The sequence below is a fragment of the Arthrobacter sp. PAMC25284 genome (assembly GCF_019443425.1).
Classification (GTDB): domain Bacteria; phylum Actinomycetota; class Actinomycetes; order Actinomycetales; family Micrococcaceae; genus Arthrobacter; species Arthrobacter oryzae_A.
The window spans coordinates 1,289,362-1,307,223 of the sequence record NZ_CP080382.1 but is presented as its reverse complement, the minus strand read 5'-3'; the positions used below and the strand labels follow the sequence as shown (position 1 = coordinate 1,307,223).

16 protein-coding genes and 3 tRNA genes are annotated in these 17,862 nt (G+C 66.3%); 13 read left to right on the top strand and 6 right to left on the bottom strand.

What is annotated here, in order from left to right:
- Positions 1 to 39: 39 nt before the first annotated feature.
- The 3 genes from KY499_RS06175 to KY499_RS06165 all read right to left on the bottom strand — a co-directional run bounded on the left by KY499_RS06175 (position 40) and on the right by KY499_RS06165 (position 2,623).
- A complete protein-coding gene (locus tag KY499_RS06175; RefSeq protein WP_219886501.1) occupies positions 40 to 909 on the bottom strand; it encodes a 1-acyl-sn-glycerol-3-phosphate acyltransferase in 870 nt (289 codons plus the stop codon).
- Between the two features lie 84 nt (positions 910 to 993).
- On the bottom strand, positions 994 to 1,791 hold the full coding sequence (locus KY499_RS06170; RefSeq protein ID WP_123254554.1) for a DUF1295 domain-containing protein: 798 nt from the start codon (positions 1,789 to 1,791) through the stop codon (positions 994 to 996).
- Between the two features lie 73 nt (positions 1,792 to 1,864).
- Complete coding sequence (locus KY499_RS06165) at positions 1,865 to 2,623, bottom strand: alpha/beta hydrolase (protein WP_258190991.1); 759 nt, start codon at positions 2,621 to 2,623, stop codon at positions 1,865 to 1,867.
- Positions 2,624 to 2,978: 355 nt separating this feature from the next.
- Between KY499_RS06165 and KY499_RS06160 the strand changes: the two genes are divergently transcribed.
- The 7 genes from KY499_RS06160 to KY499_RS06130 all read left to right on the top strand — a co-directional run bounded on the left by KY499_RS06160 (position 2,979) and on the right by KY499_RS06130 (position 9,655).
- Positions 2,979 to 4,355: an FAD-binding oxidoreductase gene (locus tag KY499_RS06160; protein ID WP_219886498.1), complete on the top strand. Its 1,377-nt coding sequence runs from the start codon at positions 2,979 to 2,981 to the stop codon at positions 4,353 to 4,355.
- Between the two features lie 222 nt (positions 4,356 to 4,577).
- Positions 4,578 to 4,748 (top strand): hypothetical protein, encoded by a 171-nt coding sequence (locus tag KY499_RS06155; protein WP_219886496.1) that lies wholly within the window; start codon positions 4,578 to 4,580, stop codon positions 4,746 to 4,748.
- 66 nt (positions 4,749 to 4,814) lie between these two features.
- Positions 4,815 to 5,993, top strand: coding sequence for a tRNA dihydrouridine synthase DusB (dusB, locus tag KY499_RS06150; RefSeq protein WP_219886494.1), 1,179 nt, complete (start codon positions 4,815 to 4,817; stop codon positions 5,991 to 5,993).
- Positions 5,986 to 7,275 (top strand): deoxyguanosinetriphosphate triphosphohydrolase, encoded by a 1,290-nt coding sequence (locus KY499_RS06145; protein ID WP_219886492.1) that lies wholly within the window; start codon positions 5,986 to 5,988, stop codon positions 7,273 to 7,275. The genes dusB and KY499_RS06145 overlap by 8 nt, the downstream gene beginning before the upstream one ends.
- Positions 7,276 to 7,391: 116 nt before the next feature.
- Positions 7,392 to 9,317: a DNA primase gene (gene dnaG / locus KY499_RS06140; RefSeq protein ID WP_123254550.1), complete on the top strand. Its 1,926-nt coding sequence runs from the start codon at positions 7,392 to 7,394 to the stop codon at positions 9,315 to 9,317.
- 53 nt (positions 9,318 to 9,370) lie between these two features.
- Positions 9,371 to 9,443: transfer RNA gene (locus KY499_RS06135), tRNA-Asn, on the top strand.
- A 136-nt stretch (positions 9,444 to 9,579) separates the two neighbouring features.
- Positions 9,580 to 9,655: transfer RNA gene (locus KY499_RS06130), tRNA-Asn, on the top strand.
- Positions 9,656 to 9,728: 73 nt separating this feature from the next.
- On the opposite strand, the gene KY499_RS06125 is transcribed toward KY499_RS06130, so the two are convergent.
- Both KY499_RS06125 and KY499_RS06120 read right to left on the bottom strand, forming a co-directional pair.
- Positions 9,729 to 10,136 carry a hypothetical protein gene (locus KY499_RS06125; protein ID WP_123254549.1) on the bottom strand — a complete coding sequence of 136 codons (408 nt, stop codon included), beginning with the start codon at positions 10,134 to 10,136 and terminating at the stop codon, positions 9,729 to 9,731.
- Positions 10,137 to 10,322: 186 nt separating this feature from the next.
- Entirely contained in the window at positions 10,323 to 11,546 is a 1,224-nt protein-coding gene (locus KY499_RS06120) for a multidrug effflux MFS transporter (protein WP_123254548.1), read from the bottom strand.
- A gap of 185 nt (positions 11,547 to 11,731) precedes the next feature.
- On the opposite strand from KY499_RS06120, the gene KY499_RS06115 reads away from it, so the two are divergent.
- The 5 genes from KY499_RS06115 to KY499_RS06095 all read left to right on the top strand — a co-directional run bounded on the left by KY499_RS06115 (position 11,732) and on the right by KY499_RS06095 (position 15,695).
- A complete protein-coding gene (locus tag KY499_RS06115; RefSeq protein ID WP_219886490.1) occupies positions 11,732 to 12,601 on the top strand; it encodes a phage holin family protein in 870 nt (289 codons plus the stop codon).
- A gap of 56 nt (positions 12,602 to 12,657) precedes the next feature.
- Positions 12,658 to 13,281 carry a CDP-alcohol phosphatidyltransferase family protein gene (locus KY499_RS06110; protein ID WP_219886932.1) on the top strand — a complete coding sequence of 208 codons (624 nt, stop codon included), beginning with the start codon at positions 12,658 to 12,660 and terminating at the stop codon, positions 13,279 to 13,281.
- Positions 13,281 to 14,183, top strand: a complete 903-nt coding sequence (locus KY499_RS06105; protein WP_123254546.1) for a DMT family transporter — start codon at positions 13,281 to 13,283, stop codon at positions 14,181 to 14,183. Before KY499_RS06110 ends, KY499_RS06105 begins: the two co-directional genes overlap by 1 nt.
- A 105-nt stretch (positions 14,184 to 14,288) precedes the next feature.
- A complete protein-coding gene (locus tag KY499_RS06100; RefSeq protein WP_123254545.1) occupies positions 14,289 to 15,485 on the top strand; it encodes a glycosyltransferase in 1,197 nt (398 codons plus the stop codon).
- 136 nt (positions 15,486 to 15,621) lie between these two features.
- Positions 15,622 to 15,695, top strand: a tRNA-Ile gene (locus KY499_RS06095).
- Positions 15,696 to 15,900: 205 nt separating this feature from the next.
- Here the strand turns inward: KY499_RS06095 and KY499_RS06090 are convergent.
- Positions 15,901 to 17,391, bottom strand: coding sequence for an NCS1 family nucleobase:cation symporter-1 (locus KY499_RS06090; protein WP_123254544.1), 1,491 nt, complete (start codon positions 17,389 to 17,391; stop codon positions 15,901 to 15,903).
- A 117-nt stretch (positions 17,392 to 17,508) separates the two neighbouring features.
- On the opposite strand from KY499_RS06090, the gene KY499_RS06085 reads away from it, so the two are divergent.
- Positions 17,509 to 17,736 (top strand): hypothetical protein, encoded by a 228-nt coding sequence (locus KY499_RS06085; RefSeq protein WP_219886488.1) that lies wholly within the window; start codon positions 17,509 to 17,511, stop codon positions 17,734 to 17,736.
- Positions 17,737 to 17,862 lie beyond the last annotated feature (126 nt).

Below are 17,862 nucleotides of genomic sequence, written 5' to 3'. Positions count from 1 at the left end.
GGGACAACCGCTGCGGGTCAGTTGGTTTCCCGGCTTGCCCTAAGGAGTGCTGTGCCTGATGCGGCCGCCGCGGGCCCGGCGCGGGCCCTCAGCTTCCTCCATTTGCTGTCGCTCCGTCTCGCTGGGCGCGCCACCTCCGAGGTGCGCGGGCATCCACCAGGAGCCGGACCCCGGACGCAGCGGGAAATCCGCCGTCGCCGTATCGATCCCGGACTGGAGGACCGCCCGGAGGCGGTCCGTGGCTGCGTGTATGGCCCCGGACCGGTCCGGGAATGGGCCGGCCCCGTTCCCCGGGAGCTGCTCCGGCAGCAGGGGTTCGCCGACATGAATTCGGACCGGCGCGCGCCAGGCGCGGAACGGGGAGAACCCGTGGTGCCGGGTCAGAAGCCGGTGCGCGCCCCAGACAGAGACCGGAATGATCGGCACGCCGGCTTCGGCCGCCATCCGGACGGCCCCGGTCCGGCATTCCCGGACCCGGAAGCTGCGGCTGACGCCGGCTTCGGGCAGGATGCCGATGTACTCGCCCGCACGAAGCTTCGCGACGGCGGCGTCGTAGGTGCCGCTCCGGTCGCCGTGCGGCACAATCACGTGGCCGGCAGCGCTGACCACGGGTCTGGCCAGCCAGTGGTCGGCCGCGCCTTGGTGGATCAGGAACCGTAGCTGGGCGCGACTGGTCCTCCACAACAGCATCTCGGCGAAGGCGAAGTCGAGGTAGCCGAAATGGGTGATGGCGATGACCGCGCCGGTTCCCGGGACTGCCCGGCGGGACGCACCGTTAAGCGGCCCGGCCGCAGGCAGATGCTCGCGGCCGGTGACAATCACCCGGATGCCGAAGAGCCGGCGCAATAACAGGCCGGTGCGGGTGAGGAACCGGTAAACGCGGTCGTCAGGCCGCGACCGCCGGGTCATGGCGCCTCCTGCTGGTCTGTTGAGGGCCCCGGCGGCCTCCCCGGACTGCGGGTGCCGCGGGGACTGTTAGAGCCGTCGCTACCGTCATCGGCGCGGCGGCCACGGAATGAACCCGGAGGTGGACTCCACGTATTCCTTGTAGCCGGGCCGGCTGGACATGGCTTTTTCCGTCAATGGTTTGCCGCTGCCGCGTGCCAGCAGCCAGATCATCACCGCGGGGGACAGCACGGTCAGGACGCCGGGCCATGAGTCGGCGGCGACGAGGAACAGTCCGGTCCACACGGCGGCATCGCCGAAGTAGTTGGGATGGCGCGTATAGCGCCAGAGGCCGGTGTTCAGGACGGTGCCCTTATTGGCGGGATCGGCTTTGAACTGTTCCAGTTGCCGGTCGCCGACGGTTTCGAAGACGAGGCCCAGCAGCCAGACGAGTCCGCCCAGCACGGCCAGCCAGCCGAGCCCGGCGGTGCCGAACATCCCGACCTGCACCGTCAGGGAAATAAAGAACATCAGCAGGCCCTGCGGCAGGTACACCTTCCGCAGCGCGTAGACGTCCCGCGAGCCCGGTGCCGAGGACAACATCTTGACATAGCGCGGGTCCTCATCCTTGCCGTGCGCCCGGATGCCGATATGGACCGCCAGCCGGATGCCCCAAACGGCCACGAGGGCCATCAGCAGCAGCCGCCTGCCGTCGTCGCCGTGACCGGCGGACAGCAGCCAGGACACAGCGGCAGCCACCACAAATCCCAGACCCCAGACGGTGTCTATCACCGAGTGGTGCTTTTTTCGCACGGCGACGGCGAAGGTCACGGCGAGCAAGACGACGATGCCCGCCGCCACCCAGGGCAAACTGGCGAGGAAGGCCTCAAGCGGGAACTGTGGCATCAGGTGCTCCAATCAGCGGGGCGGGGCAGGAGGACATGCGAGGGCGCCTGGTCCGGATGGCCGCGGCGCAGCATCAGAGCACCAGCGGGAGGGCCGCGCCGGCTTCGGGCAGAACCTTGCGAAGTTCGGCATGGCCGGCCAGGGCGAGGGTCCCGGTGTGGTTGCCGAACGCATCCAGGATGAACCCGGTGGACAGCGAGTTCCAGAGGGCCAGACGCCGCAGCATGAAGTGTCCGGCACTAGTCAGCGCCACATAGTCCACGGTGTCGGCCACGCCGCCGGCGCGGCGGGCGTATGCCAGGGAATTCTCCGGGCTGGTCCAGCGGTCGGCGGTGCCGTGGACGATCAGGATCCGGCGCCCGGCGACCCGGTCCACCGGGGTTTCCGCGTTGAGCCACGGAGCCAGGGCAACCACGCTGTGCACCTGGGGATCATCCGCGACGCACAGCGCCGTAAGGCCACCCATGGAGTGGCCGAGGATGTAGACGGGCACGCCGGGGTGTTCACGGGCAATGTGGGCCAGCGCCCAGCGGGCATCGTGGACAGGGGACATATCCTCGCCGTTCCATCCCCGGTACCGGTACCGGAGCGTCCAGACGGCGAGGCCGTGCGGTCCGCCCTGGCCGTGCAAGGCCCGGGCAAAAGGCACCATGCGGACCGGGCTCAGACGCAGGCGGCTGACCGTATCGTAACTGTTCGCCTGTCCGCCGTGGAGCACGAGGGCCACACCGCGGGTTTGTCCCTTGGCTTCGGCGATGCTGAGCACGGCCCGGGCATCGGGGCCCGGCCCGCCCACAGCGGGCTCGCGGTCGTCTTTTATCTCCTTGGCCACGCCAGTGTCCTCCGTATCCTCATCCGTCAATTACCCACCCTAGGGTTCCGCAGCCGGTAATTCAGGTATCTGCTGCAACCGCTGACAGAGGCTCGGGATTCCCGGGCTTCCAACAAGCATTCGGAGCCGCGCCGGTCCGCGATGGGCGGGAGGACGCCCGCGCTCTTCCCGCCTAAGCCCGCCGCAGCAACCCGGTGCAGCCCGCCGCAGCCCGTTGCCGGGTGCGCCGGAGTGCCCTTGACGGGGTCCGAAAGCCTGGAGTAGGCCTGAGAGGGTATCCGCCGGTCGTTTGCGCGCTGGGAGCCGAAGTCCATCGTCCGGTCCGTGGTCTCACGGAACTACGGCGGTAATGATCATGAGCGCAACCATTGCCCTGGATGACCTGCGGGAGCAGGTCCGGGGACACGTCATCACCCCAGGCGACGAAGAGTACGACGCCGCGCGGGCCGTGCACAACGGAATGATTGATAAGAGGCCTGCGGCCGTGGTGCACGTGTCCCAGCCTGCCGATGTCATCGCCTGTGTCAATTTCGCGCGGGACCACTCGATCGACCTGGCCGTTCGCGGTGGGGGCCACAGTGCGCCGGGCTTCGGCACCTGGGACGACGCGCTGGTGATCGACTTCGGAAATACCCGGGGCGTCCGGGTTGATCCGGGACCCCGGACCGCGCGGGCCGAGGCCGGGGCTACGTGGGCGGACTTTAACCACGCGACGCACGCCTTCGGGATGGCGACCACAGGTGGCATCATCGGCACCACCGGGGTCGCAGGGCTGACCCTTGGTGGCGGTATCGGCTATCTGAGCCGGAAGTACGGACTCAGCTGCGACAACCTGATCTCGGCCGACGTCGTCACCGCGGAAGGTAAGTTCCTCACGGTCAGCAGCAGCGAAAATGAAGACCTTTTTTGGGCCCTGCAAGGCGGCGGCGGAAACTTCGGCGTCGTCACCTCGCTGGAGTTCCGGCTCCATCCGGTGGACATGGTCCACGCCGGCATCGTGGTCTACGCCCTCGAGCATGCGGAAATGGCAGCGAAGTTCTACCGGGACCATTTGGCGTCGGCGCCCGAGGAGTTGGGGGCGTTCCTTGGATTTGCCCAGGGGCCGCCAGTGCCATTCCTGCCGGAGGAATTCCATGGCAAGCCGGTGTGTGTCGTCGTCGGAATGTGGACCGGAGACCCGGCCGAGGGCGCTGCCCGCTGGCAACCGTTCCTGGACGCGGCTCCGGTGGCCGGTTCCATGGTGGGGCCGATGCCCTACCCGGCGCTGAACATGGCCTTCGACGAACTGGTCCACAAGGGGTTGCAGGGATACTGGAAGGCCGACTTCCTTGAGGAGCTCAATGACGGCGCCATCGACGCGCACATCCGTTACGGGTCAACGATCCCCAGCGTGCAAACCGCTGTCCACATCTACCCCATCGACGGGGCGGTGCAGCGGGTCGGCGCGACCGACACGGCGTTCGCCAACCGGAACGTGAACTTCGCCCCGGTCATCGCGGGTCTCTGGGAGGACCCGGCGGACAATGCAGCGAACACCGCCTGGGTGAAGGAGTATGCGGCGGCCCTGCGCCCCTATTCGGCGCCCGGCGGCTACATCAACTTTATGGATGGTGACGACCAGTCCCGGGTTGCAGAGAATTACGGGCCCAACTATGACCGGCTGAAGACCGTCAAAGCCAAGTACGACCCGCAGAATCTCTTCCACATCAACCAGAACATCACCCCTGCCTAAAGGCCCAACGCCCCGGCCCAACGCCCCGGCGCGGCGGATCCGGTTCGTGCTGATCGTTCCCCCAGCACGCCGCAAGGTTTCTCCCATGGGGTTGACTGCTGAGGGGAGCCTCACGCTCACCTGGACATTCACCCGGGCCGATTCCATGGGACTCGTCCTGGCTGTTCCCGTGACGACGCTGATGGCGGTGGTTGTGGTCAAAGCGGCCGGACCGTCTCAGCCATGCGGCCTGTCCGGGTCGGCTCCGGGCAGGCCGATGCCGCCGCGATGTCCACGGACCGGACCGGCAGCGGAGCGACGGAACCGGACGCCGGCCGCGGCGGCGAACCGTCCGGCGGGACGGAATTGGAACCGGGGACTCGCGGGGCCGCCGGGGCCGCCATCCGCGGCTGAAGGCCCGCTGTCCACATAGCCGGCGCCGATCCCCACCGATTTGCCCGGCTTTGAGACAATGGACAGGTGACTGTCGTAGCAACGCCTCCCGCCCCGAAGCTGGAACTCCCGCCCCTGAAGCTGGGCCCCATCACGGTGGATACCCCCGTGATCCTGGCTCCGATGGCGGGTATCACCAACTCCGCCTTCCGCCGGCTCTGCCGCGAGTATGGCGGCGGACTCTACGTCGCGGAGATGGTTACCTCCCGCGCGCTGGTGGAACGCACCCCGGAATCGCTGCGCATCATTTCGCACGACGACGATGAAAAGGTCCGTTCGGTTCAGCTCTACGGCGTGGATCCGGTCACGGTGGGTGCGGCCGTGCGGATGCTCGTCGAGGAAGACCGGGCGGATCACATCGACCTGAACTTCGGCTGCCCTGTCCCCAAGGTGACGCGGCGCGGCGGCGGATCGGCCCTGCCCTGGAAAATTGACCTCTTCACCGCGATTGTCCAGACCGCGGTCAAGGAAGCGTCCCGGGGCAACGTCCCGCTGACCATCAAGATGCGCAAAGGCATCGACGAGGACCACCTGACCTACCTCGACGCCGGCCGGATCGCCCGTGACTCCGGTGTCGCCGCCGTCGCACTTCACGGCCGCACAGCGGCCCAGTTCTATTCCGGCCAGGCGGACTGGTCCGCGATCGCCCGGCTGCGGGAAGCGCTGCCGGACATTCCCGTGCTCGGCAACGGGGATATCTGGTCCGCGGAAGACGCCGTCCGGATGGTCCGGGAAACCGGCGTCGACGGCGTCGTTGTAGGCCGGGGCTGCCAGGGCCGGCCGTGGCTGTTCGGGGACCTCATGGCTGCCTTCGAAGGCAGCAGCGAACGCCACAAACCGGCGCTGCGGCAGGTAGCCGAGGGGGTGTACCGGCATGCCCAGTTGATGGTTGAGACCTTCGGCGATGAGGGCAAGGCGCTGCGCGAGATCCGGAAACACATGGCCTGGTACTTCAAGGGCTACGTGGTCGGCAGTGAACTGCGGACCAAACTGGCGCTCGTGACCAGCCTGGAGGTGCTCCGCGGGACCCTGGACCAGCTGGACCTTGACTCCCCGTATCCAGGTGTGGACGCGGAGGGGCCGCGCGGGCGCGCTGGCTCACCCAAGAAACCGGCCCTGCCCAAGGACTGGCTGCTGGACCGCAGGCTCGACGCAGCCCAGTCCCGCGAAATCTCCCTGGCCGAACTGGACGTCTCCGGTGGCTGAGACCCGAACCTCGGCCCCCGTGATCGACGGCTACACCGGCCGCGATGCCGCACGCTGGGTGGAAGAGCCCACGAAGACCAGCTACCGCTCCGACTTTGAGCGCGACCGTGCCCGCGTCTTGCACTCCTCGGCGCTGCGCCGGCTGGGCGCCAAGACCCAGGTGGTCGCACCGGACACGGATGACTTCGTCCGCACCCGCCTCACCCACAGCCTCGAGGTGGCCCAGGTGGGCCGCGAGCTGGGCCGCACCCTGGGCTGCGACCCGGACGTCGTGGACACCGCCTGCCTGAGCCACGACCTCGGCCATCCGCCGTTCGGGCACAACGGCGAATCCGCCCTGAACGAGATGGCGCACAATATCGGCGGCTTCGAAGGCAACGCGCAGACGCTGCGCCTGCTGACCCGGCTGGAACCCAAGGTCCTGGCCGCGGACGGCAGCCCCGCCGGGCTGAATCTGACCCGGGCGAGCCTGGACGCCGCCGCCAAGTACCCCTGGTCCGCCGCGGACGCCCCGGTCATCCATGGTGAGCGGACCAGCAAGTTCGGCGCCTATGAGGACGACCTGCCGATTTTCGACTGGATCCGGGCAGGCGCACCGGAGCGCCGGTCCTGCCTTGAAGCCCAGGTGATGGACCTCGCGGACGACATCTCCTACTCCGTGCACGACGTCGAGGACGCGATCGTGGCTGGCCACTTCCAGCTGCGCTGGATGGACAACCCGGACCACCGTGCCCGGGTCGTGGGCTACGCCAAGCAGTGGTATCTGCCGCACAACGATCCCGCCGCGATCGATGCCGCCCTGGCCCGGCTCGAGGCCACGGATGTCTGGGTGCGCGAGGCTGATGGCAGCCGCAAGGCGATGGGTGCGCTGAAAGACATGACCAGCCAGCTCATTGGGCGGTTCTGCCAGAGCGCGCTGGAGACTACCCGGGCCGTGTACGGGCCGGAGAACCTGACCCGCTATAACGCCGAGCTGATCGTCCCGGACGAGACAGTGATGGAAATCGCCGTGATGAAGGGTCTGGCCACCACCTTCGTGATGACCACCGAGCACCGCCAGCCCATCTACGAACGCCAGCGCGAGGTCCTGCACGCGTTGGTCACGGCCTTGCGCGCCACGGGAGACCGGCACCTGGAACCGATGTATGCGGCAGACTGGCGCGACGCGGCCGACGACGGCGCACGGCTGCGCGTAGTGATCGACCAGGTTGCAGCCCTGACGGACGGCTCCGCGCTCGCCATGTACGAGCGGCTTGTCGGCAGCCTGCCGTCACTGTGGTGACGGTGGGTGCGGTGACCGTGATTCCGTTGGCAGCACGGCCGGGCACCGGCGGCGGCGCTGCCATGCCGCCGCGGACTGCGCCGGTGCGTGTCCGGGCCCGGCACTAGGATGGCATTGTGGCCGGCCTGATTAAACGTGAAGACATCGACGAAGTCCGCCAGCGCACGGACATCAAGGAAGTCGTCGACGGCTACGTCACCCTCAAGGGGGCGGGGCTGGGGTCATACAAGGGACTGTGCCCGTTCCACGACGAGCGCTCGCCGTCGTTCACCGTCCGCCCCCAGGCAGGCCGCTACCACTGCTTCGGCTGCGGCGAGGACGGCGATGTCATCTCCTTCGTGCAGAAACTCGACCACACCACGTTCCATGAGGCTGTAGAGAAACTGGCCCACCGGATCGGCTTCGAACTCCGCTACGAGGACGGCGGTTCGGGACCCAACCGGGAAGACATCGGCCGACGCCAGCGGCTCCTCGACGCCCACAAAGTCGCCGACGAGTTCTTCCGCGCCCAGCTGCTGACACCCGGCGCCACCGAAGGCCGGAACTTCCTGCACGCCCGGGGCTTCGACCGCGCGGCGGCCGAACACTTCGGCGTCGGCTACGCGCCCCAGGGCTGGGACGCGCTGCTCAAACACCTCCGGGGCCGCGGCTACACCGATCCCGAACTGAAGCTCACCGGCATGTTCTCGGAAGGCAACCGGGGGATCTACGACCGCTTCCGTGGGCGGCTGATCTGGCCGATCCGCGATATCGCCGGGGACACCATCGGTTTCGGCGCGCGCAAGCTCTACGAGGACGACCAGGGCCCCAAATACCTCAACACCCCGGAGACCGCACTCTACAAAAAATCACAGGTCCTCTACGGAATTGACCTGGCCAAGCGCAACATCGCCAAGGACCGCCAACTCGTGGTCGTGGAAGGCTATACCGACGTGATGGCCTGCCACCTGGCCGGCATCCCCACCGCCGTGGCCACCTGTGGGACGGCCTTCGGCACCGAACACATCAAAATCGCCCGCCGGCTGCTGTCCGACGACGGCAGCGGGGGCGAGGTCATCTTCACGTTCGACGGCGACGCCGCCGGCCAGAAGGCGGCGCTGCGCGCTTTTGAAGAGGACCAGCGCTTCGTGGCGCAAACCTACGTTGCCGTCGAGGCCAGCGGCGCTGATCCCTGCGAGCTGCGCCAGGCCAAGGGCGACGCCGCCGTCCGGGACCTGATCGGGACTCGCCGCCCGCTGTTCGAATTCGCCATCCGGGCCACTCTCCGGCGGCACAACCTGGACACCGTGGAAGGCCGGATCGCGGCACTGCGTGAGTCCGCGCCGGTGGTAGCCCAGATCCGCGACGCCGGCATCCGTCCGGCCTATGCCCGTGAGCTGGCCGGCTGGCTTGGCATGCCGGTCGAGGACGTCAGCCGGGCCGTCGGCGGGGCCACCAAACGTGCCGCCCAGCAGCAGTCGGGCGGATCGGGACACGGCACCGGCGGCGGACAGGGGCAGGGCCGCCCGCCGGGGACGGCGCCGGGCGTGGCGCCGCTGCCGCCGTCGGCCGTCCTGCCGTCCTTCAACCGGCCGGACCCCCGGGACCCGGTGGCGGCCATGGAGCGTCAGGCCCTGGAGGTCGCCCTCCAGGAGCCGGGCCTGCTGGAAGGCGAGACCTGGCTGCGTTTCTCCGAGGCGCGCTTCTCGACCCCGGCGTATCTGGCCATCCACGAGGCCATCCGGGCAACAGGCCTCGGCCTGGCAGGGGATTCCGTGCGTTGGGTGGAGCAGATGCTGCAGGAAGTCCCTGAGCCGCTGCGGCCGCTGGTGTCCGAACTCGCCGTCGTCCCGCTGCCGGCCAGCACGGCAGACGGGGTGCTGCGGTACTGTCGCGATATTCTGGCGCGCCTGTTTGAGCTGCAGATCACCAGGGTGAAGGCGGAGAAAATGGGCCAGCTGCAGCGTCTGGACGCCTCGGCTGATCCCGAGGAATTCCAGCGGCTGAACCGCGAACTGATGGAGTTGGAGATGCGACGGCGGGCACTGCGCTCGGACGCCTGAGCCGGCGATTTCACTTCCCGGCCGGGTGTTTGCTAGGCTAGTACCCGCTTCATTCCTCCTTAGCTCAATTGGCAGAGCATTCGACTGTTAATCGAAGGGTTGCTGGTTCAAGTCCAGCAGGAGGAGCGCGCAGTCCCCGTTCCGGGCAACCGGAACGGGGACTTTTTTATACCCGGAGGGGGTATTTTTGGCGGCGTCTGGAGGCGCGGCCCGACCGATTTCCGTAGCGGCAAAACCTCTGCTAAAGTCATACCTGCTTCATTCCTCCTTAGCTCAATTGGCAGAGCATTCGACTGTTAATCGAAGGGTTGCTGGTTCAAGTCCAGCAGGAGGAGCCAGCGGGTCCCGCAGCCGGTGAATACACTGGCTGCGGGACCTTTTTTTGTGCATTGCCGGCGCGCACGGGGCAGCTCAGACGAAGTACATCTCCACCTGAAGAAACCGTTCCGCCTCGACCACGGCGGCCAGGAAGGCCTCCTGCTCGGTGGGGGACTGCCGGGGCTGGCGCGGATGCCACTCATGCGGTGCCGAGTTCACATGCGTGAAGCCGCCGCCGGGCGGGGCATAAAAGATGCCGAACCGTTGCACCGGCCACTCCGGGGAGCTCTCGGGGGCCACCAGGAGGGCCGCGTCGGCCGCCTCGTTATACCACTGGGCAATCGGGCGCCGCCTGTCATCGGTGAACAGGCCCGCTGCATAGATGGCCGCCGATTGGGGGCTGGTCTGGCGGCACAGCCGCTCCCACCACAGCGGCAGGATCGCGGCGTCGCGCCGCTGCCATGCGGCCGGTAGAGGCGGGGGATCCTCCCAATGGGGCATGAGCACAACTTTATCGCCCTCGCTGGTTCCCGGAACAGGTCCGGGCGGCAACGTCCTCACACCGTCCCCAGGGACATGCCCCGCGCCGGGGTTGGCGGTTGGACATGATGCGGTTATGCCCAGTCGCGGGCCCGAAGACTGGGCATGTCCCGCGGAGGACAGGGCCGGAGGAGGCTGGACCCGGGTCTAGTGGATGGAAGGGACTGTGCGGGGCCTGACGATGAGCCACAGGGCAGCGGCAGCCAGCAGGATACAGACCGCCTGGACCGCGCCCATCGGTGTCGCCGAGCTGCCTCCGAGCCAACCGACCACGGGGGAGACGAGTCCGGCTACCGTAAACGTCGCCGCTCCCAACAGCGACGCAGCAGTCCCGGCTTGCGCCCCGTGCTTGGCCAGTGCCAGGACCTGGACGGTGGGGAACGTAAAGCCGGTCCCCAGGATGTAGAACCAAAGCGGCACCAAGACACCCCACAAGCCGGCGCCCAGCTGGTCCAGGACAACAATCAGGACGGCCATCAGGAACATCCAGGTCGTGGAGCCGGCCAGAATCCATTGCGGAGGGACCCGCTTGATCAGCCGCGAACTGGTCTGCACACCGGCAACGATGGCCAGCGAATTGATGCCAAAGAGCAGGCCGTACTCCTGCGGGCTGAATCCGAAGACGTTCTGGAACAAGAACGGGGACGCGGACAGATAGGTGAAAAGCCCGCCGAAGTTCAAACCGCCCACCAGTAGCAGCCCAACAAAGATCCGGTCGGTGAACAAGACGCGGTACCGCTGCCTCATGGTCAGGCCGGTCTGTCCGCGGTGCTCCGCAGGCAGCGTCTCGCGGATCACAAAAATCGCGGCGACGATGACGGCTGTGCCGTAGCCTGCGAGGAACAGGAAGATGCCCGGCCAGGGCATAAACAGCAGCAGCTGGGACCCGATGACGGGCGCCAGGATCGGGGCGAGGCCACTGACGAGCGCCATCCTCGAGAACATCCGGACCATGGCGTAGCCGCTGAACAGATCGCGGACCATGGCCATCGCGACGACAGCGCCTCCTGCGGCGCCGATGCCCATCAGCACCCGGAAGAGGCCCAGCGTGCCGATATCAGTGGAGAGTGCGGCGCCGAGGGACGCGGCAATATGCATGGCGGTGGCCAGGATCAGGGGAAACCTCCGGCCAAACTTGTCGCTCAGCGGCCCCACCACGAGCTGGCCGAGCGCGAAGCCCAGGGACGTTCCGGTCAGGGTGAGCTGCACCTGGGCCTGGGTGGCGTTGAGACCGGCTTCCAGGGCCGGGAACGCGGGCAGGTAGAGGTCCACAGTGAACGGTCCGAGGGCATTCAGCGCGCCGAGCATCAGGATGTACAGGAGTTTGCGGCGGCGGCTCAGGAAATCGCCGGGATTCGTTGGGATGCTCACAGAGGCAATACTAGGGGCCGAGCCAGCGCGTGGTGCGCCCGGAGCCCATGACGCGCCACCCAGCCGAGGCAGGACCACGTGAAGGGCCTGAATGATAGTTTTGACCCCGGGGACTGTGCGAAGCTGTGCAGACCCGGCAAGCCCGCGCAAGCGGAACGGTGGATGGAACCAGTTAGGCGGGACCGATGAGCGGACGTCACAGCGGCGGGACAAGCGAGGCACTGCGCATTTCAGCGCTGCCCCGGACTTTGAAGCTAATTTTTAAGCTGGCACCCCGGCAACTCAACGATGAGATTGCCCTCGCGAAGGTGGAGATCAAGCGCAAGGGCATCCAGCTGGGCATCGCCGCGGCGTTCTTTGGCGTCGCCCTCGTCTTCGTGATGCTTTTAGTCATCGGCCTTGTAGTGGCGGCCATCATGGGGCTCGCCACCATCATGCCGGCGTGGCTTGCCGCGCTGCTGGTGTGCGCTGCGTTTCTCCTGATTGCGCTGATCGTTGCCCTCGTCGGACTTCGGAAGTTTAAGAAAGCCATGCCGCTGATGCCGGAAGATACGCTGCGCGGACTCAAGCACGATCTTGGTATCGCCAAAGAAGGCTCCGCCTTTGATGCGGCGGTATTGGACCCGAAATCGGAGCAGTACAAGGCCGCCAAGGCCGCCAAGGCCGAGGCGGCAGCCAAGGCCAAGGCGGAGAAGGAAGCCAAGGCCGCCGCCGATCCCGACTTTGGCCCCCCGCCGACGGAAAGTGAACTTCGACGCCGGCTGGACCAGCGGCGCGCCCACCTCACAGGGGTGCGGGACGAACTGGACGCCGAACTCGACGTCGCACCTCAGGCGAAGGCCGTGCTGGCCATCGCCCGGACCAGGCTCGAGGACGGCAGGGAACTACTCAGCGGCAAGACCGCCGGATTCATGGCCGCTGCCCGGGACGCCTCCGCAGCCGCGGCGGACAGCCAGGTGGCCGGCCGGCTCGGCGAGCGCTGGCGGCCGCTGATGGCCTTCACAGCCTCCGCAGCTGCCTTCATCTTCCTGCTGCGCAAACTGCTCAAGGGCTAGGCGGCGGCCCTGGACTACCACGCGACCACATGGCCAGCCATGAAGCGGCGCACCGGATGAAGTTTATCGGCGCAGGCGGGCGAAAGGACCAGCCCCAGGTCCACCACGACATTGTCTTCACCATCCCCAACGCGCTGACCGTAGTGCGTTTTATGGGCGTTCCGCTGTTCGTCTGGCTGGTGCTGTGGAAGCAGGAATTCGGCTACGCCGCCCTGGTGCTGGCCGTCATGAGCAGCACTGACTGGGTGGACGGCTATATTGCCCGCCGCTTCAACCAGATGAGCAACCTCGGCCGGGTCATGGACCCGATTGCGGACCGGCTGGCGCTGATCGCCGTGGCCGTTACCCTCGTCGTCGCAGGCGTCCTCGAGTGGTGGTATCTGGCTGCGCTGCTGGTTCCGGACATGGTCCTGCTGTTTGCGTCGCTCTTTTTCTTCCGGGGCCATCCGGATTTGCCGGTGAGCCTCATCGGGAAGCTCCGGACCGGTCTTTTGCTGGTCGGGACGCCCCTGCTGGTGCTCTCCAGATTCCCCGCCGTGGCCGGCGACGCTTTTGCGGCCGCTGCGTGGATCTTCCTCGGCGCCGGGCTGGTGGCCCACTGGATCTCCGGCTACAGCTACTTCGGCGCGATCCTGCGCAAGGGCCGGGAGCTCAAGGGCGACGACGGCGGCCCGCGCTGATGGTCTGGTTCGCTGTGCTTCTTGCGGTCCTTGGCGCCTTCTGCCTCGCAATCGGCGCCCAGCGGCAGGGCAGCGCGGTCAAGGCCGATACGGGTGGCCTGGCCCTGAGCGCCCACGGACTGCTGCGGCTGCTGCGGAACCCCCGATGGATGTTCGGGCTTATGCTGCTGGGCGCCGGCATGGCCATGAACGCCGTCGCCCTGGTCACCGCACCGCTGACAGTAGTCCAGCCGATCGGTGCGATTGCCCTTGTCATCACGACGGTGGTCAACGCCAAAGACCAGGGACTGACCATCAATCGGGCGACGGTGGTGGCAATCTCGGCCTGTGTGGCGGGCTCCGCACTGTTCGTGGTGCTGGCAGTAAATGTCACACAGGAGAACCATCACGTCAGCTCCACCGATGAACTCACCGTGGTCCTGCTGCTGGCCCTGGCCGTGGGACTCTTCGGCACGCTCGCCCTGATGTTCAAGCACCGGATGAGCGCCTTCATCTACATCCTCGGTGCCGGGGTGCTGTTCGGCTTCGTGGCAGTCCTGACCCGCATCATCGGCAAGCACCTGCTGGATCCCAACGGACTGGGCCTGCTGAACGTGCAGTGGTATTCCGTCGTCGCGATCGCTGCTGCAGGCGGACTCGGATCATGGTTTGTCCAGAGCGCATATTCTGGCGGTCCTCCCGATCTTGTGATCGCCGGATTGACCGTCGTTGACCCCATCGTGGGCATTGCAATCGGCATCGCCATCCTGGGTGAGTTGCGTTCGGATGTTCCATCCGTGACCGCCATCGCGATGGGGACGGCGGCAACCCTTGCTATCGTGGGAGTGATAGCCCTTTCACGGCACCACCCCGAGGTCACCAAGCGCAAGAAGGACGCGCGCAAGGCTTCGGGCCGGTCCTAGGGCATCAGATCAGACGTCAGCAGCAGGCCCGGCGCGCCTGCGCCGACGGCCAGCCGGCCACCATCGACCCAGCTGCCAGCACCGTGACCACCAGGAGTTCTCCCCGTGACCATGCCCGATAACCAGCACCCGCTGACCATCCTGATCGCCGCGGATACTTACCCGCCCCACGTCAACGGCGCCGCCCAGTTCGGGTACCGTCTCGCCAAAGGGATGACCGGCAGGGGCCACGATGTGCATGTCCTTGCCTGCCGCGCGGACAAGGGGCCCAGTTTCAGCGAATTCAGGTCAGAAGCCACGGTTCACCGGATCCACTCCCACGCGGTCCCCACCCACGAATACTTCAGGGTCACCTTCCCCTGGCAGATCAAGAAGGAAATCGGCCTGTTGTTCGACCGGATCCAGCCGGACGTGGTCCACATCCAGAGCCATTACATGATTGGTGAGCACGTCCTGTACGAGGCCGTAAAGCGCGGCATCAGGGTCATCGCGACTAACCACTTTATGCCGGAGAACCTGAACCCGTTCCTGCCCTTCCCGCAGTGGTTTAAGAACATCATTGGACGGATTTCCTGGAAGGACATGGGCAAGGTCATGGGCCAGGCCGACGTCGTGACAACGCCCACCCCGCTGGCGGCCAAGGCCATGCATGAGCATGCATTTCTGCGCAAGGTCCTGCCACTGTCCAACGGCATCGACGCAGCGGCATATGAGCTGGGGCCCGACGAATCCCTCGAGCCGCACGCCAGCCCGACGGCGCTCTTCGTGGGCCGGTTGGCTGAGGAAAAGCATGTGGACGTGCTGATCGACGCCGTTGCCAAGACGCCAAAAGACCTCAACATCAACCTCGAAATCGTTGGCGGCGGGGAAGTTCGTGCCGCACTGGAGGCGCAGGTCGCCAGGCTCGGGCTGCAGGACAGGGTCACGTTCCTGGGGCTGGCCAGCGACGACGAACTCCGCCAGGCCTATTTGGCGGCGGATGTCTTTTGCATGCCCGGCACGGCCGAACTGCAGTCCCTGGTGACCCTCGAAGCGATGTCCGCGTCCACCCCGGTCCTGCTGGCGGAAGCTATGGCGCTGCCGCACCTGGTGCGCGACGGCGAAAACGGCTACCTGTTCACCCCGAACGACAGCGATGATCTGGCGGCGAAGCTCGTGCGGGTTCTCGGGTTGCCCGCTGATGAGCGCGCGGCGATGGGTAAGAGCAGCCGCGGCATGGTCGAAAGCCACAGCATGAAACGGACGCTGCAGACGTTTGAGGACCTCTACCGCGGGGCCAGTTACGACGATCTGGTCATCTGACCCGACCGGTTGCCCTGACCGGTACAGGGCGCCCTTGGCGCGTCCCAGTGCCGGGTCTGGCAGGCTAGTCCTGTTAGAGTGTTTTTTGCCCGGATGTGGTCCGGCCCCCACGGGGCCTGTCCAGTTTCGGAGGCGGGGGGCTATAGCTCAGCTGGTTAGAGCGCGGGACTCATAATCCTAAGGTCCTCGGTTCAAGTCCGAGTAGCCCTACCCGAAAAGAGCCCCTGAGCTGCGGAAACGCAGATCAGGGGCTCTTTCATTTTGATGTTCCCAGGTAGCCATGGAGGGGCGCTCCAGAAGCGGCAGGTCCGTCAGCAGGATGGAGCAGCTTACAGTGTCCGCCAACTCTGGCAGGCACATCACGTCCTGCTATGAAAAGCGGGCCCAGCCCCCCGCCAACCCGGTCGCCTTTGGCCTACCGGTCGTGGTGGGAAGTCTGTACGACGAACTTCCGCATCGCCACCCAGTGGAAGATCCCGCCCAAGGCGGCACCGAAGAGCCACGCGAAACCGCTGAGCTGTGCGAGCTGCGGCAACCATACCGCAAGGATCGAGAATACGGCGGCCAGCCCAAAGGCGACGAGGGCCCGGCGGTTCCACCCCCCGCTGAAGTAGTACGCGCCCTTGGGGTTGATCGAGTAGAGATCGTGGAGGTTCAGGCGTTGCTTCCGCACGAAGTAATAGTCGGCGATGATGATGCCGTAGAGCGGGGCGAGTACGGCTCCGAGCGTGTCGACGAACTTGGGCAGGCCGATGCTTGAGATGACGGCCACCCACAGGGCCCCGATAATGAACCCGGCGACGGCTGTGATCATGCCGGCCTTGCGGAAGGAAATCTTCGCCGGGTTGATATTCGACAGCGAGTAGGACGGGGGAATGAAGTTCGCCACCACATTGATACCCAGGGTTGCGACCAGGAAAGTCACGGCAGCCAGGACCGTCAGGGGAACGTTGTCCACGAGGCCAACGATGTCGGCCGGATTGGTCAGCGGTTCACCCTGGCCGCCCTGGTACAGGAGGTAGGCGCCTGCTGTGATGAAAACAGAAAGAAAGGTGAACAGCGCCAAACTGATTGGCAGACCGGTCAGGTTGCCAAAGCGCATGGCCTTCTCCGTCCGCACATTTCGGGCAAAGTCACCGAAATTGATGACGACGGCGGCGAAGTAGGCCACCATGGTCCCCGTCACTCCGGCAAATGCCGAGAAGGCGGCCCACCCCGTCACGTCGGCCCTTGAGAAAATGGTGCCGACCGCCTGAGGCAGCTCAGCACCCACCTGCACCCAGATAGCCACGAGAAGTGCGATCATCACCAGGTAGACGGCTGGCCCTGCGATGTTGAGGAAGCCTGCAATGCGTTCGATGCCGCCAAGGAAGAGCGCCACCTGCAAGGCGGAAGCGAGAACATAGGAAGCCCAGGACACCCAGTCCATCCCCAGGAACTCGGCGCCTCCCGGCCTCCCCAGCAGAGCGTTTATCGCCAGGGAAATCGCCGTCGAAGCGAAATATGTCTGGGCGCCGTACCAGAAAATGGCCACCACTGCCCGGACAATCGCCGGAAACTGGGCTCCCCGCACGCCCATCGACGCGCGGGCAAGCACCGGGAACGGGAAGCCGTACTTGACGCTTGGCCGGCCGCTCAGGTCCACGAGGACCTTGATGATGAATCCGGAGAGCAGGATGGCGGCAAAAACGAACCAGCCATTGATGCCGGCGGTAATGAACAGGCTGGCGGCCAGCGTGTAGCCGGCCAGGCTCTGGATGTCGTTTGACCAGACGTTGAAAATGGCAAACCATCCCCAGGTTCGTCTCGACGCCGGCAGCGGGGCGAGGTCCTCGTTGTACAACGAAGGATCGGCGTCAGAGACCGCCAGATCGGTGTCCGTCAGGTCATTGTTGCGAAGGGTCACGACAGCCTCTATTCATGATCGCCGGTGCATATTACGCATTGTGGAATTTTTCTTCCAAAAATGAGACTATGACCTGAGTCACATTAAGTCAACACGGGCCCTGTCGGGCGGCGGCGTGTGCGAGTCCTTGAATACACCGATCAGCCGGGGCACAAGACCACCGGGCACAGCCACCCGGACAGTGTCATGATTACCGCCAGTGCCTTCCGGCGCCGCCTGTCCTCGCACGGCGAGCACGTGGACGTGGAGATGCCCGCCGGTACGGCCCGTTGGATGGCTGCCCAGGAGCACTCCGGTGAAAACACCGGAGATACGGAAACCCACACCCTCTTATGTGGAACCTAAAGAACCTGCCCCCGCGTCGTCGAATGCGCCTGCAGGCCCCCTCGGTCCCGACGGGGCCCAGTAGGGCGCCGGCGGCTGCCATGCGGCCGCCGGCCGGACCCTGCCGCCAGGCCCCTGCCGCAGGGC